Source organism: Sphingomonas sp. SORGH_AS_0870 (genome assembly GCF_031453175.1).
In the GTDB taxonomy this organism is placed as follows: Bacteria; Pseudomonadota; Alphaproteobacteria; order Sphingomonadales; family Sphingomonadaceae; genus Sphingomonas.
Window position 1 is genome coordinate 713,138 of record NZ_JAVIYW010000002.1, and the last position, 12,879, is coordinate 726,016.

At 71.8% G+C, this 12,879-nt stretch carries 15 protein-coding genes and 1 pseudogene; all 16 read left to right on the forward strand.

Going from position 1 to position 12,879, the window contains the following annotated elements; translation table 11 throughout:
* The first annotated feature begins 61 nt into the window (after positions 1–61).
* The 16 genes and pseudogenes from QE363_RS03915 (at position 62) to QE363_RS03990 (ending at position 12,745) form a co-directional block, all read left to right on the forward strand.
* Positions 62–1,165: a phage portal protein gene (locus QE363_RS03915; RefSeq protein WP_309692094.1), complete on the forward strand. Its 1,104-nt coding sequence runs from the start codon at positions 62–64 to the stop codon at positions 1,163–1,165.
* Positions 1,162–1,467 (forward strand): DUF6127 family protein, encoded by a 306-nt coding sequence (locus tag QE363_RS03920; protein ID WP_307102422.1) that lies wholly within the window; start codon positions 1,162–1,164, stop codon positions 1,465–1,467. The genes QE363_RS03915 and QE363_RS03920 overlap by 4 nt, the downstream gene beginning before the upstream one ends.
* Positions 1,464–1,844 (forward strand): HK97 family phage prohead protease, encoded by a 381-nt coding sequence (locus QE363_RS03925; protein WP_309692098.1) that lies wholly within the window; start codon positions 1,464–1,466, stop codon positions 1,842–1,844. Before QE363_RS03920 ends, QE363_RS03925 begins: the two co-directional genes overlap by 4 nt.
* 1 nt (position 1,845) lies before the next feature.
* A complete protein-coding gene (locus QE363_RS03930) occupies positions 1,846–2,844 on the forward strand; it encodes a phage major capsid protein (protein WP_309692100.1) in 999 nt (332 codons plus the stop codon).
* A 197-nt stretch (positions 2,845–3,041) separates the two neighbouring features.
* Positions 3,042–3,539, forward strand: a complete 498-nt coding sequence (locus tag QE363_RS03935; protein WP_309692102.1) for a hypothetical protein — start codon at positions 3,042–3,044, stop codon at positions 3,537–3,539.
* Complete coding sequence (locus QE363_RS03940; RefSeq protein ID WP_309692104.1) at positions 3,536–3,925, forward strand: DUF3168 domain-containing protein; 390 nt, start codon at positions 3,536–3,538, stop codon at positions 3,923–3,925. Before QE363_RS03935 ends, QE363_RS03940 begins: the two co-directional genes overlap by 4 nt.
* An 11-nt stretch (positions 3,926–3,936) precedes the next feature.
* On the forward strand, positions 3,937–4,344 hold the full coding sequence (locus QE363_RS03945) for a phage major tail protein, TP901-1 family (protein ID WP_307102433.1): 408 nt from the start codon (positions 3,937–3,939) through the stop codon (positions 4,342–4,344).
* Complete coding sequence (locus tag QE363_RS03950; protein ID WP_307102435.1) at positions 4,341–4,655, forward strand: gene transfer agent family protein; 315 nt, start codon at positions 4,341–4,343, stop codon at positions 4,653–4,655. The genes QE363_RS03945 and QE363_RS03950 overlap by 4 nt, the downstream gene beginning before the upstream one ends.
* A complete protein-coding gene (locus QE363_RS03955; protein WP_309692110.1) occupies positions 4,652–4,852 on the forward strand; it encodes a phage tail assembly chaperone in 201 nt (66 codons plus the stop codon). Before QE363_RS03950 ends, QE363_RS03955 begins: the two co-directional genes overlap by 4 nt.
* A complete protein-coding gene (locus QE363_RS03960) occupies positions 4,845–5,381 on the forward strand; it encodes a tail tape measure protein (protein WP_309692113.1) in 537 nt (178 codons plus the stop codon). The genes QE363_RS03955 and QE363_RS03960 overlap by 8 nt, the downstream gene beginning before the upstream one ends.
* A gap of 42 nt (positions 5,382–5,423) precedes the next feature.
* Positions 5,424–7,697, forward strand: a complete 2,274-nt coding sequence (locus tag QE363_RS03965) for a DUF2460 domain-containing protein (RefSeq protein ID WP_309692115.1) — start codon at positions 5,424–5,426, stop codon at positions 7,695–7,697.
* The gene (locus QE363_RS03970) at positions 7,694–8,500 is read left to right on the forward strand and encodes a DUF2163 domain-containing protein (protein WP_309692120.1); all 807 of its coding nucleotides are present in this window, start codon (positions 7,694–7,696) and stop codon (positions 8,498–8,500) included. Before QE363_RS03965 ends, QE363_RS03970 begins: the two co-directional genes overlap by 4 nt.
* The gene (locus QE363_RS03975) at positions 8,497–8,865 is read left to right on the forward strand and encodes a peptidoglycan endopeptidase (RefSeq protein WP_309692123.1); all 369 of its coding nucleotides are present in this window, start codon (positions 8,497–8,499) and stop codon (positions 8,863–8,865) included. Before QE363_RS03970 ends, QE363_RS03975 begins: the two co-directional genes overlap by 4 nt.
* A complete protein-coding gene (locus QE363_RS03980; RefSeq protein WP_309692126.1) occupies positions 8,865–11,003 on the forward strand; it encodes a phage tail protein in 2,139 nt (712 codons plus the stop codon). The genes QE363_RS03975 and QE363_RS03980 overlap by 1 nt, the downstream gene beginning before the upstream one ends.
* The gene (locus tag QE363_RS03985) at positions 10,996–11,499 is read left to right on the forward strand and encodes a DUF2793 domain-containing protein (RefSeq protein ID WP_309692129.1); all 504 of its coding nucleotides are present in this window, start codon (positions 10,996–10,998) and stop codon (positions 11,497–11,499) included. The genes QE363_RS03980 and QE363_RS03985 overlap by 8 nt, the downstream gene beginning before the upstream one ends.
* A gap of 116 nt (positions 11,500–11,615) precedes the next feature.
* Positions 11,616–12,745 (forward strand): annotated as a pseudogene (locus QE363_RS03990) (OmpA family protein).
* The last annotated feature ends 134 nt before the right edge of the window (positions 12,746–12,879 follow it).

Below are 12,879 nucleotides of genomic sequence, written 5' to 3' on the forward strand. Positions count from 1 at the left end.
CATCCTGCGGATGGTCCCCCTCCCCTTGCAGGGGAGGAATGGTTTTCGAGGAGATTCGACGATGAGGATGTTCGGTCGCAAGGCCGGGCGGGGGGCTGCGCGTCCCTTGCTCGGGCTGGGCTTGGCCCGGTCGGGGGTGCCGCTGACGGGGGCGGCGCCGTCCTATGAAAGCCAGGTGCGCGAGGGCTATCTGCGCAACCCGGTGGCGCAGCGCGCGGTGCGGATGGTCGCGGGCGGACTGGCGGAAGCGCCGCTGGTCGCCTCGCACCCCGAACTGGTCGCGCTGGTCGCGGCACGCAGCGAGGGGCAGGCGCTGCTGGAGACGGTCGCCACCCATATGCTGCTGCACGGCAATGCCTATGTGCAGCTGCTGCGCGACGGCGATGGTGCGGTCGTCGAGCTGTTCGCGCTGCGCCCCGAACGGGTGACGATGGAACTGGACGCGAGCGGCTGGCCTGCGGCCTATCTCTACCGGGCGGGCGGACGGGTGACGACGCTGCCGGTCGATCCGGTGCGTGGCCATGTGGTGCACCTGAAAAGCTGCCACCCGCTCGACGATCATTATGGGCTGGGCTGTCTGGGCGCGGCGGCGGGGGCGATCGCGATCCACAATGCGGCGGCGACGTGGAACCGCGCGCTGCTCGACAATGCGGCGCGGCCGTCGGGGGCGCTGGTCTATGATCCGGGCGACGGCTCGACCCTGACCCCCGACCAGTTCGAGCGGCTGCGCGCCGAGATGGAGGGCTTTGCGGGCAGCGGCAATGCGGGGCGTCCGCTGCTGCTCGAAGGCGGGCTGAAGTGGCAGGCGATGAGCCTGACCCCGGCGGAGCTGGACTTCATCGCGGCCAAGGCGTCGGCGGCGCGCGAGATCGCGTTGGCCTTTGGCGTGCCGCCGATGCTGCTCGGCCTGCCCGGCGACAACACCTATGCCAATTACCGCGAGGCGAACCGCGCGCTGTGGCGCCAGGCGATCCTGCCGCTGGCGGGGGCGATCCTGAGCGGGCTGTCGCAGGGGCTGGCGGGCTGGTTCGAGGGGGCGAGCCTGTCGGTCGACATGAATCGCGTCACCGCGCTGGCCGAGGAGCGGCAGATGCTGTGGCAAATGGCGGCGAGCGCGGACTTCCTCGATCCGGCGGAGAAGCGCGCCATGGTAGGCCTGTCATGAGCGGCGACGTTCTGGCGCGGCTGCTGGCGCAGGCGGCGGACAGCGGTGCGGACCTCGTGACGCTGCGCGCGGTCGCCGAGGAAGCGGGCGAGCTGGGCGCGACGCGCGCGCTGACCCGGCTGGGCCTTTCGGACGCCGAGGCGGCGGGGGATGTCGCGGAACTGCGCGAGCTGCTGACCGCGTGGCGCGAGGCCAAGTCGTCGGTGTGGAAGAGCATGGTCGGCTGGATCAGCCGGTTGCTCGGCGCGCTGCTGCTGGCGGGAATCGCGATGCGGCTGGGGATGGAGGACTGGCTGAAATGAGCCTTTCCTTCACCGGCTATGCCGCGATCTGGGACCGGATGGACCGGGTGGGCGACGTCATGCGGCGCGGCGCGTTTGCGGGCGCGGGGCGGGTGCCGCTCCTCTGGCAGCATCGCGGGGCGGCGATGGGGCGGATCGAGTCGCTCGTCGAGGACGCCACCGGGCTGGCGGTCGCGGGCGAGGTCGAGGACCCCGCGCTCGCCGCGCTGGTCCGGTCGGGCGCGGTGGCGGGGCTGTCGGTCGGTTATCGGCCGCGCGTCGTCCACCAGGGCGCGGCCCGCGCGATCCTGTCGGCGGAACTCATCGAGATCAGCCTGGTGACGGTGCCGATGCAACCGCTCGCCCGCGTGAATCACCTTTCAACCAAGGGGAATTGATATGGACGTGATCGAACGACCCGTGCTGGACGGCGCGCGCGACAAGAGCGACGGCGCGTTCGGCGGCTATGTGCGCAGCGGCACCACCGTCGAGATGAAGGCCTTTACCGGCACGACCGGGGACAGCGGCGGCTTTGCCGTCCCGCGTGAGATCGATGCGGCGATCGCCTCGGTCCTGAAGACCGTCTCGCCGATCCGGGGCATCGCCAATGTCGTGGCGGTGGGATCGGCGGGCTATCGCAAGCTGATCACCACCGGCGGCACGCCTTCGGGCTGGGCGAGCGAGACGGCGGCGCGGCCCGAGACCGCGACGCCCGCCTTTGTCGAGCTGGCGCCGCCGATGGGCGAGCTCTATGCCAATCCCTCGGCCAGCCAGGCGATGCTGGACGATGCAGCGTTCGACGTCGAGGGCTGGCTGGCGGAGGAGATCGCCACCGAGTTCGCACGGGCCGAGGGCCAGGCCTTCATCACCGGATCGGGCGTCAACCGGCCGCGCGGCTTGCTGACCAGCCCGATATCCTCGGCCCGGGACGGCACCCGCCCCTTCGGCACGCTGCAATATCTGGCGAGCGGGGCGCCCGGCGCGTTCGGGCCCGCCCCCGACGAACGGCTGGTCGACCTGATCCAGTCGCTTCGTGCGCCCTATCGCCAGGGGGCGTGCTTCGTGATGAACGCCGCGACCTCGGCGCGCATCCGCAAGATCAAGTCGGGCGACGGCCAGTTCCTGTGGGCGCCGGGGCTGGTGGCAGGACAGCCCGCGACGCTGCTCGGCTATCCGGTGGTCGAGGCGGAGGACATGCCCGACATTGCCGAGAATTCCTGCGCGATCGCGTTCGGCAATTTCCGGCTCGGCTATCTGATCGCCGAGCGCGCCGAGACGGCGATCCTGCGCGACCCGTACAGCAACAAGCCGTTCGTCACCTTCTACGCCACGCGGCGGGTCGGCGGCTGTGTCAGCGACTCGGAGGCGATCAAGCTGATGAAGTTCGCGACGAACTGACCCCTCGGAAAAATCGGGGCAGCCGGCAGGCGGCTGCCCCGTAGTTCAGGGAGGATGCCGGACCCGGCCGGGGGGCGCGGGGTCGGCATGGCCGGTGCCCAAGGGGGAGGCGGGCAGCGGCTGAGCAGGTCTCTGCTCCCCAAGTGTGACGATCATATGTCGCGCCTGTCGCAACTTGTATCGGTGAAGGAGAATTCATGATGAGCGGGACGATGGAGCCCCTGCCCGCCGCGACCGTGACGGCGGCGGCGGGCGCGGTGCGCGCGCTGTTGCGGCTGGACGAGGGCAATGAGGCGGCGCTGGTCGAGCGAGTCGCGGGCGTCGCGCTGGGGCTGGCCGAGTCCTTTTGCGGGCAGGTGCTGATCGCGCGAGTCGTCGAGGAGCCGGTGACGGCGTCGGTCGCGTGGCAGGCGCTATCGGCGACGCCGGTCGGCGCGATCCTGTCGGAGGGCGAGGGGGCGATAGACCGTGATGGTCGTGGCTGGGTCCGTACCGGCACGGCGATCACGGTGCGTTATCGCGCTGGGCTGGCAGCGGACTGGACGGGCTTGCCGCCCGAGATCGCGCATGGCGTGGCGATCATGGGCGCGCATCTGTTCGACAATCGCGAGGCCGCCGCCGTGCCGCCCGCGGCCGTCGCGGCGCTGTGGCGGCCCTGGCGGCGGATGCGGCTCGACACGCCGAGGCGGTCGTGACCGCGCGCGAGGCGCTGCGCACCGGCCTGTTGACCGGCCTGCGCACCGTTTTGCAGCCGCTGGCGGTGACGGTGTTCGACGCGGTCCCGGTGCGCGGCGGCGTCCCGCAGGCGGTGCTGGGCGAGCCGAGCGACAGCGACTGGGGCGCGGCGGGGATCGAGGGACGCGAGCTGCGGGTGACCGTGACGCTGAGCGACGAGGGCGAACAGCCCCGGCGGCTGCGCACGGCGATGCAGGCGGTCGAGGGGATCGCGCTGCCTGCCGCGCTGTCGGACGGATGGCGGGTCGCCGGGCTGGCGGTCATCGCGACCCGCATGGCGAAGACGGGCGCGCGCTGGACCGCGAGCGTCGAGTGGCGCGCCCGTTTGTGGCGCGCGGGACAATAAGGGGGGACATCATGGCGATCGAAAAGGGAAGCGCCTTTCTGCTCAAGATCGGCGACGGGGCCGAGCCGCCCGCCTTCGCGACGATGGCGGGGCTGCGCACGACGCAACTGTCGATCAACGGCGAGACGGTGGTGGTGACGAACAAGGATTCGGGCGGCTGGCGCGAGCTGCTGTCCGGCGCGGGGGTGCGGCATGTCAGCGTCGCGGGCGCGGGCGTGTTCACCGGATCGGCGGCGGAAGCGCGGATGCGCGGCCATGCGCTGGCGGGCACGATCGAGACCTATCGGCTGAGCTTCGAGAGCGGCGGGTCGATGACCGGCCGGTTCCTGGTCACGCGTCTCGACTATAGCGGCGATTTCGGCGGCGAGCGGACCTACACGCTGGCACTCGAAAGCTCCGGCCCGGTGGTGGCGGCATGAGCGCCGGGGCCAATCCGGTGCGCGGCGAGGCCGCCTTGCGGGTCGGCGGCGCCGAGCTGGTCGTGCGGCCGAGCTTCCAGGCGCTGGTCGCGGCGGAGGGCGAGCTGGGCCCGCTGTTCGAACTGGTCGAGCGCGCGGGCGAGGGGAAATTGTCGCTGGGCGAGGCGGCGGCGCTGATCTGGCACTGCCTGCGCGAGGTGCCCGAGGGGCTCAGCCGCGAGCAGCTGGGCGAGGCGCTGGTCGAGCTGGGACTGGCGGCGCTGGCGCCGGTGCTGCGGCAATTGCTGCGCCAGATCCTGGGCGGGCGATGAGCTTTGCCGACGATGCGGCGCGGCTGGCGGGGATGGCGGGCGCGGTGCTGGGCTGGTCGCCCGACCGCTTCTGGCGCGCCACCCCGGCCGAGCTTTACGCGGTGGTCAGCGCCTTGACGGGGGCGGGGCAGGGCGGGGGCGATCCGCCGTCGCGCGCCACGCTCGCCCGGTTGCGGGAGATGTATCCGGATGGATGAGCAGGATTTCGCGCCGCGCATCGACATGCGTGGCTTCACCGCAGACATGGCCGCGATGCGCGCCGACCTGTCGCATGGGCTGGGCGATGCCGCCGAGCTGGGCGCGCGTAGCGTCGAGGGGGCGCTGCTCCGGGCGGCGCGGACCGGCCGGTTCGGTTTCGAGGAGCTGAAGGCGACCGCGCTGTCCGCGCTCGACCAGATCGCCCGCGCGGCGTTGCGACAGGGGGTAGGGGCGGTCGGTGACGGCGGCCTGCTGGGCCTGCTGGGCGGACTGGCCTCGGGCCTGCCGGGGCGGGCGACCGGCGGGCCGGTATCGCCCGACCGCCCCTATCTGGTCGGCGAGCGGGGGCCGGAGGTCTTCGTGCCGACCAGCAGCGGCCGGGTGGAGCCGTTGGGCCGCGCTGCGTCGCCGCGCGACGTGCGGGTGGCGATCACGATCAACGCCGGGGCGGGCGAGGCGTCGGGGGTGCTGCAACGCTCCGGCCGCCAGGTGGCGCGTGCGGTTCGCGCGGCGCTGGCGGAGGATTGAGGCGCCCACGACGGCCCAAGGGACAAGGGGAGGGGAAAACCGGTGCAATGGTGTCTGCATGAGCAGCGGCGGGATCAGCGGGGCGATCATCTGTCGCGCTTCGATCCCCGTTACTGGACCGTCGACTTCCCGCGCCCGATGATGGCGGCGGTGGTCGCGAGCGGGGCGGACAGCCTGCGCGTCGACACGGTCTTCTATCGCACCGACGATCTGGCGGGGCTGATCTGGGAGTCGGCCGACCGGCACGACCATCCGCTGCTTCGCTATGATACGGTGCGCGACTATCGCGATTGCCGGTTGCGGTTTCGCTGGCGTTCGGGCGGGATCAAGCCGCTCGACGCGCGGCATGGGCCGACGCTGACCATCGAGGGGCGCGACGCAAGCGGCAAGGCGCGCGCCTGGTATGTCCGGCTGTGGAATTATGCGACCGGCACGGCGGAGGATGCGGAGGTCGTGATCGACTTCGCGAACCTGGCGGGCGGGTTCAGATTTCCCGAGGAGCGCGATCCCGTCTGGGCGGGCGATGTCGACCGCATGTTCGTTTCGCTGGTCGCGCCCGATTACGATGCGGGGGCGGCCTTTCTGGCGCGGCCGCAGGAGGGGTGGGTCGAGCTGACCGGCATCGCCTGCGACGGGCCGGGCGCGGTGATCGGGGTCGGCGCGGCGGTGCTGCCCGAACAGGGGTTCCGCATCGCCAGCGGCTATGACGACAGCTATCACCTGACGCCGCAACGTTTGCTGCGCAACATGCTGCACCTCGGCTATCGCGGCGACCTCGTCCATTATGTCGGCATGAGCCATTATTTCCGGCTCGAACGCAGCGGCGACGGGCTGTACGCCAGCCTGGCGGGCGGCGTGCTCAACGCGCCCTGCGCCGCCTGGCATCGCGGGTTCGCGGTCGAGGCCAGGGCGCTGGGCTATGACCCGATCTGGTCGCTGTCCTATGAGCTGTTCGACGCGCATTGCTGGGGCGACTGGAAGCAGCGTTCGGCCGATGGCGCGCCAGCGCTGACCGGCTGGTCGCCGCCCTCCACGCTGCTCAGCCCGGCGCATGGCGGGGCGATGGCATATCTCCAGGCGGTGGCGCGCGCGTTCCTGGGGATCGGACAGGCGGCGGGGCTCGCCCCGAAATTCCAGGTGGGCGAACCCTGGTGGTGGGTGCGTCCCGCCGACGGCGCGCCGTGCCTGTACGACGCGGCGGCGGTGGCGGCCTTCGCGCCGGTGCCGATGGCGAGCATGGCGGAGGCGCGGAGCCAGGCGCAGCGCGATACGCTCGACCGGGCGGGGGCGTGCCTGGCGGCATCGACGGCGGCGCTTTGCGCGGCGGCGAAGGCGGCGGCGCCGGGCTGCGTCACCCATTTGCTGACCTATCTGCCGACCGTGCTCGACCCGGCCGCGCCCGAGGCCGTCCGCGCGAACATGCCGGTCGGCTGGGCGAGTCCGGCCTTCGATATCCTGCAACTGGAGGATTATGACTGGGTGACGGCGGGCGACACCGCCTCGACCCGCAAGGGCGTCGCGCTGGCCGAGGCGCGGCTGGGCTATCCGCCGGAGCGACAACATTATTTCTCGGGCTTCGTGCTGCGCGCCGATCAGCGGGCGCAATGGGGCCGGATCGCCGAGGCGGCCGGGGTCGCGCGGGCGCGGGGGATCGCGGCGACCTTCGTCTGGGCGATGCCGCAGGTGATGCGCGACGGGTTCGTCTGTTGGGAAGGGGGAGAGGATCGCGTGCAGGCTTTCGACGATGTGCTGTTCCCGCTGGCGCTGGGCCGCGAGGCGGAGGTGACGCCGGGCTTTTCCACCGCGATCCTGACGAGCGCGGGCGGGCGCGAGGCGCGCAATGCCGCTTGGGCGGAGGCGCGGACCACCTATGATGTCGGCCCCGGCCTCCGCTCGGCCGAGGATATGGCGACGCTGCTCTCCTTCTTCCGCGCGCGGCTGGGCCCGGCACGCGGGTTCCGGCTGCGCGATCCGTTCGACAGCAGCGCGACCGACGAGGCGATCGGCATCGGCGACGGCACCACCCGCCGCTTCGCGCTGCTCCGCCATTATGGCGACCAGCCGCGCCGGATCACCCGGCCGGTCGCGGGCAGCGTCTCGGTCAGGGTGGCGGGCCGGGGCGTGACGGGCTTCGTCGTCGAGCCGGGCGGGTGGCTGTTGTTCGACACCGCTCCGGTGGCGGGCGCGGCGATCGCCGCCAGCTTCGCCTTCGACGTGCCCGTCCGCTTCGCCGAGGACCGGCTGAGCGTCACGCTGGCGGGGTTTCGCGCCGGGGCGGCGGCGTCGGTGCCGCTGGTCGAGGTGCGCGAGGCATGAGCGGCGATACGCTGACCGGCTGGGTGCTGTGCTGGCGGATCGAGCGGTCCGACGGGGTGACGATCGGGCTGACCGGCCATGACCATGACCTGTGGATCGACGGTCTGCGCTACCGCGCCGCGCCCGGCCTGACGCCCAGCGCGATCCTGCGCGGCGATGGCCTCGACCCCGATCTGATGGACGCCTCGGGCGCGCTGACCAGCGAGGCGATCGGCGAGCGCGACCTGCTGGCGGGCCGCTGGGACGGGGCGCGCGTGGCGGCGATCGCGGTCGACTGGAGCGGCGCGGGCGACCCGGTGCCGCTGGGCCAGGGGACGATCGGCGCGGTGCAGCTGGGCGAGGGGGGCTTCACCGCCGAACTGCGCGGCGTCGGCGCGCTGCTCGACCGGCCGGTGGCGGCGGAGACCTCGCCGGACTGCCGCGCCGCGCTGGGCGACCGGCGGTGCCGCGTGCCGATGGCGGGGCGGCGGCGCATCGCGCGGGTGACCAACTGGGACGGCGAGGCGATGCTGACCGTCGCGCATGACGAGCCGGTCGCCAATGCCTATGGCCAGGGGCGGCTGATCTGGTTCGGCGGCGCGAACAGCGGGCTGGAGGCGGTGGTGTTGCGGTCGGAGGGGCGGCGTCTGTGGCTGGCCGCCACGCCCGCCTTCGCGGTCGAGGGCACGCCGCTGGTCGAGCTGGTCGAGGGGTGCGACAAGCGGCTGGAGACCTGTGTCGCGCGGTTCGGCAATGTCCTGAATTTCCGGGGCGAGCCGTTCCTGCCCGGCATCGACCTGCTCACCCGCTATCCCGGCGCATGAGCGCGGTGGCGGCGGCGGCGGCCGCGCTGATCGGCGTGCGGTTCCGGCTGCACGGGCGCGACCCGGCGCATGGGCTCGACTGTGTCGGGCTGGTCGCGGCGGCGACCGGGCGGGCGGCGCCGACCGGCTATGGCTGGCGCAGCGGCGACGCGGCGAAGGCGGCGGCGGCGCTCGATGCGCAATTTCAGAGGACGACGGATTCGCCGGGCGCGGTGCTGTTGCTGCGCGCCGGGCCGGGGCAGCTCCATCTGGCGATCCGGGTCGGTGACGGGATCGTCCATGCCGATGCGGGCCTGCGTCGGGTCGCCTGGCGGCCGGGTGCACCGCCCTGGCCGGTGCTGGGCTGTTGGAAGGGGGAGGGATAATGGCGACCTTGGTGTTGGGCACGGTGGGGCGGGCGCTGCTGGGGCCGGTGGGCGGCGCGATCGGTGCGCTGATCGGCAACCGCGTGGATCACGCGGTGCTGGGGCCGCGACGCCAGCAGGGCCCGCGCCTGACCGAGCTGTCGGTCCAGACCTCGACCTATGGCACGCAGATGCCCGCCGTCTTCGGCACGATGCGGGTTGCCGGGCCGGTGATCTGGGCGACCGACCTGGTCGAGGCGCGCGGGTTGACCGGCGGGGGCAAGGGGCGTCCGGCGACCGAAAGCTATAGCTATACCGCCAATTTCGCGGTCGTCTTGTCGGGGCGGCCGATCCGGCGGGTGGGGCGTATCTGGGCCGATGGCCGGTTGCTGCGCGGGGCGGCGGGCGATTTCAAGGTGGCGACGGGCTTTCGCCTTCATCCCGGCACCGAGGATCAGCCGGTCGACCCGCTGATCGCCTCGGTCGAGGGGGCGCGCGCCTCGGCCTGTCGGGGCCTCGCCTATGCGGTGTTCGAGGGGCTGGCGCTGGCCGAGTTCGGCAACCGCATCCCCCAGCTGACCTTCGAGGTCGAGGCGGACGAGGCGCCGCTGTCGTGCCGTGCCATCGCGCAGGCATTGTGCGGGCAGGTGCGCGGCGGCGATGCGGGCGCGACCGTCGCGGGATTCGCCGCAAGCGGGGGCAGCGTGCGCGCGGTGCTGGACATGCTGGCCGATATGAGCGGCGGGCAATGGGTCGCCGAGGGCGACGGCATCCGGCTGGTCGCGCCGTCCGCATCCGCCACGCCCGCCGTCACGATCCGCGACGATGCCTTGGCGGCGGACGGCCATGGGCGGCGCGGCCAGCGCGCCATCGCCAGCGAGGCGAGCATCGCCGCCAGCGTGACGGTGGCGCATTACGACCCCGCCCGCGATTATCAGATCGGGCAGCAGCGCGCGCGTCGCCCCGGCGGGGTGCGCGACGAGCGGCTGGAGCTGGCCGCCGCGCTGGATGCGGCGACCGCGCGGACATTGGCGCAGGACCGGCTGGCGCGGCTGTCGGTCGAGCGGGTGCGGCGGACGGTGACGCTCGGCCCCGAAGCATTGTTCATAGCGCCGGGCAGCATCGTCGCGATCGCGGGAGAGGCGGGGCGCTGGCGGGTGATCGAATCCGCCTGGGAGAATATGGCGGTGCGGCTGACCTGCGTGCCGCTGGGCCGGGGCGGGCCGATGCTGCCCGCCGCATCCGGCCGGATCGCGCCCGCGCCGGACCGGGCCATCGGCGCCACCCGGCTGATCGCCTTCGAAGCGCCGCCGCTCGACGACCAGCCGCTCGGCACGCCGCGCCTGTCGGTGGTGGCGGCAGGCGGTCCCGGATGGCGGCAGGCCTCGCTCGCCTATAGCCTGGACGACGGCGCGAGTTGGACCGCGCTGGGCCTGACGGCGATGCCGGGCGTGATCGGGCGGGTGACGGCGGTCTCCCCCGGCGGGGCGATCGGCCTGATCGACCGGTGCGGGGCCTTGGTCGTCGCGGTGGCGGAGGATCTGGCGGATGCCGATCCGGCGGCGATCGATGCGGGGGCCAATCTCGCCTGGGTCGGTGGCGAGCTGTTGCAGTTCGCGCGCGCCGAGCCGCTGGGCGACGGGCAATGGCGGCTCAGCCAGCTGCGACGCGGCCTGCGCGGGACCGAGGCGATGGTCGGCCAGGCCGGACCCGGCGACGCCTTCGTCCTGATCGCGGCGGCCAGCGTCCGGACGATCGACATTCCCGTCACGATGCTGGGCGCTCGGGTCCGCTTCCTGGCGCATGGCGTGGGCGACGGCGTCGAGGGGGTGCAGGCATCGGCGATGGTGACCGGCCAGTCGGTCCGCCCGCCCGCGCCGGTCCATCTGCGCTGGCGGCGAGGCGAGGACGGGCGGGTCACGATCGGCTGGACCCGGCGGAGCCGCATCGGCTGGGGCTGGACGGACCGGGTCGACGCGCCGCTGGGCGAAGAGAGCGAGCGCTACCGCGTGACGATCGGCGAGCGGGAGGAGGAGGTTTCGGCACCCGTCTGGACGGGCAGCGCGCCCGTCGGGACGCGGGTGGCGGTGCGGCAATTGGGGACGCTGGCGGCATCGCTGCCGCTGGTCGCGATATTGGGGGAGGGACGAGATGGGTGAGGAAACGCCGCGCTGGACGCTGCCGCTGCTGTCGGCGGGGCAGGCGCAGAAAGAGGTGACGCATAACGAGGCGCTGAGCCTGCTCGATCTGGTCGTGCAGCCCTGTGTCGAGGCGGTCGGGCTGAACGCGCCGCCCACCGATGCGACACCAGGTCAGGCCTGGGTCGTCGGCGACCAGCCGACCGGCGCCTGGACCGGCCATGCCCGGCATCTGGCGGGCTGGACCGCCGGGGGCTGGCGGTTCCTGATTCCCCGGCCCGGCCTGTCGGTGTGGAGTCGGGCCGATCGCTGCCGATCGGAATGGGGTGAGGATGGCTGGCGGACGGGCCGGGTGACGGCGCGCGAGTTGCTGGTGGAGGGAAAAAAGGTTGTTGGCCCGCAACAAAGTGGCATCGCGCTTACAGAAGGTGGGCAAGTCATTGATTCACAGGCAAGATCGGCGGTCGACGCGGTGATCCGCGCGCTACGGAACCATGGCTTGATCGCCTCGGCATGACCCAAAATCTGTGCTTTTAATGCCACAGTCGGGGGCTTTTGTTTGCTTGCGTGGAAACCAACCCTCCGATAGTGAGTTTGCGCTGTCCGTAGTGACAACCAAGAAAGGGGACTATGATGCGGAAGCTTGCCATTGTTCTGGCACTTGCCTCCACCGCCCTCGCTTCGCCTGCCCTCGCCCGCGACAAGTCGTGGTATGTCGGCATCGAAGGCGGCGGGATGATCGTCGAAGATATCAACTATGATATCACCGGCACGCGTACCGGCACCGCCACCGTCGACCATGACTATGGTTATGACATTGACGGCGTGATGGGTTACGACTTCGGTGGTTTCCGTCTGGAAACCGAAGTCGGCTATCGCCGCGCGACGGTCGACAGCTTCAGCTCGACCACGCTGACCAACACCGGCATCGGCACGGGCACCGTTCCGGCCGGTAACTATGACTATGCCGGTGGCTCCACCTCGGCGCTCAGCTTCATGCTGAACGGCTTGCTGGACTTCGGTGCCGATGACGGCATCCAGGGCTTCGTCGGCGGCGGCGTCGGCGTCGCGCGCGTCAAGGCGAACTACGCCCTGAACAACCGCGCCGACTTCCTGAACGACTCGGACACCGTGTTCGCGTGGCAGGCTCTGGCGGGCATCCGCGCGCCGCTGACCGACCACATCGACGCGACGCTGAAGTATCGCTTCTTCAACGCCGAGAACGTCAAGCTGGTCGACGTTGCGAACAACACGTTCGACGGCCGCTTCCGTTCGCACTCGATCCTGGGTGGCGTGGCGTACAACTTCGGCGAACCGGCAGCTCCGCCGCCGCCCCCGCCGCCCCCGCCGCCCCCGCCGCCTCCCCCCCCGCGCCGCCCCCGCCTCCGGCTCCGGAGCCCGTGGTGTGCTCGCCGGGTCCGTTCATCGTGTTCTTCGAGTGGAACAAGTCGGACGTCACCCCGGAAGCAGCGTCGATCCTCGACAACGCGATCACCCAGTACCAGAGCTGCGGCAATGCCCGCGTGATGGTTGCCGGCTTCACCGACACCTCGGGTACGCCGCGCTACAACATGGGTCTGTCGCAGCGTCGTGCCGACGCGGTGAAGGCGTACATGACGTCGCGTTCGATCCCGGATGGCTCGATCTCGACCGAAGCGTTCGGCGAAGACCGCGACCACCTGCGCGTTCAGACTGCGGACGGCGTCCGCGAGGTCCAGAACCGTCGCGTGGAAATCACCTACGGTCCGGGCGCTGGCCAGTAAGCCACGCTCAGCCAAGGCTGATTGCAAAAAGGGAGGTCGGCGAAAGCCGGCCTCCTTTTTTCATGCGCGCGCGCGCGGCCTGTACACGGGCCGTAATCGATTTCGGCGATTCATACTTTCTTCGCCCCTGCCCA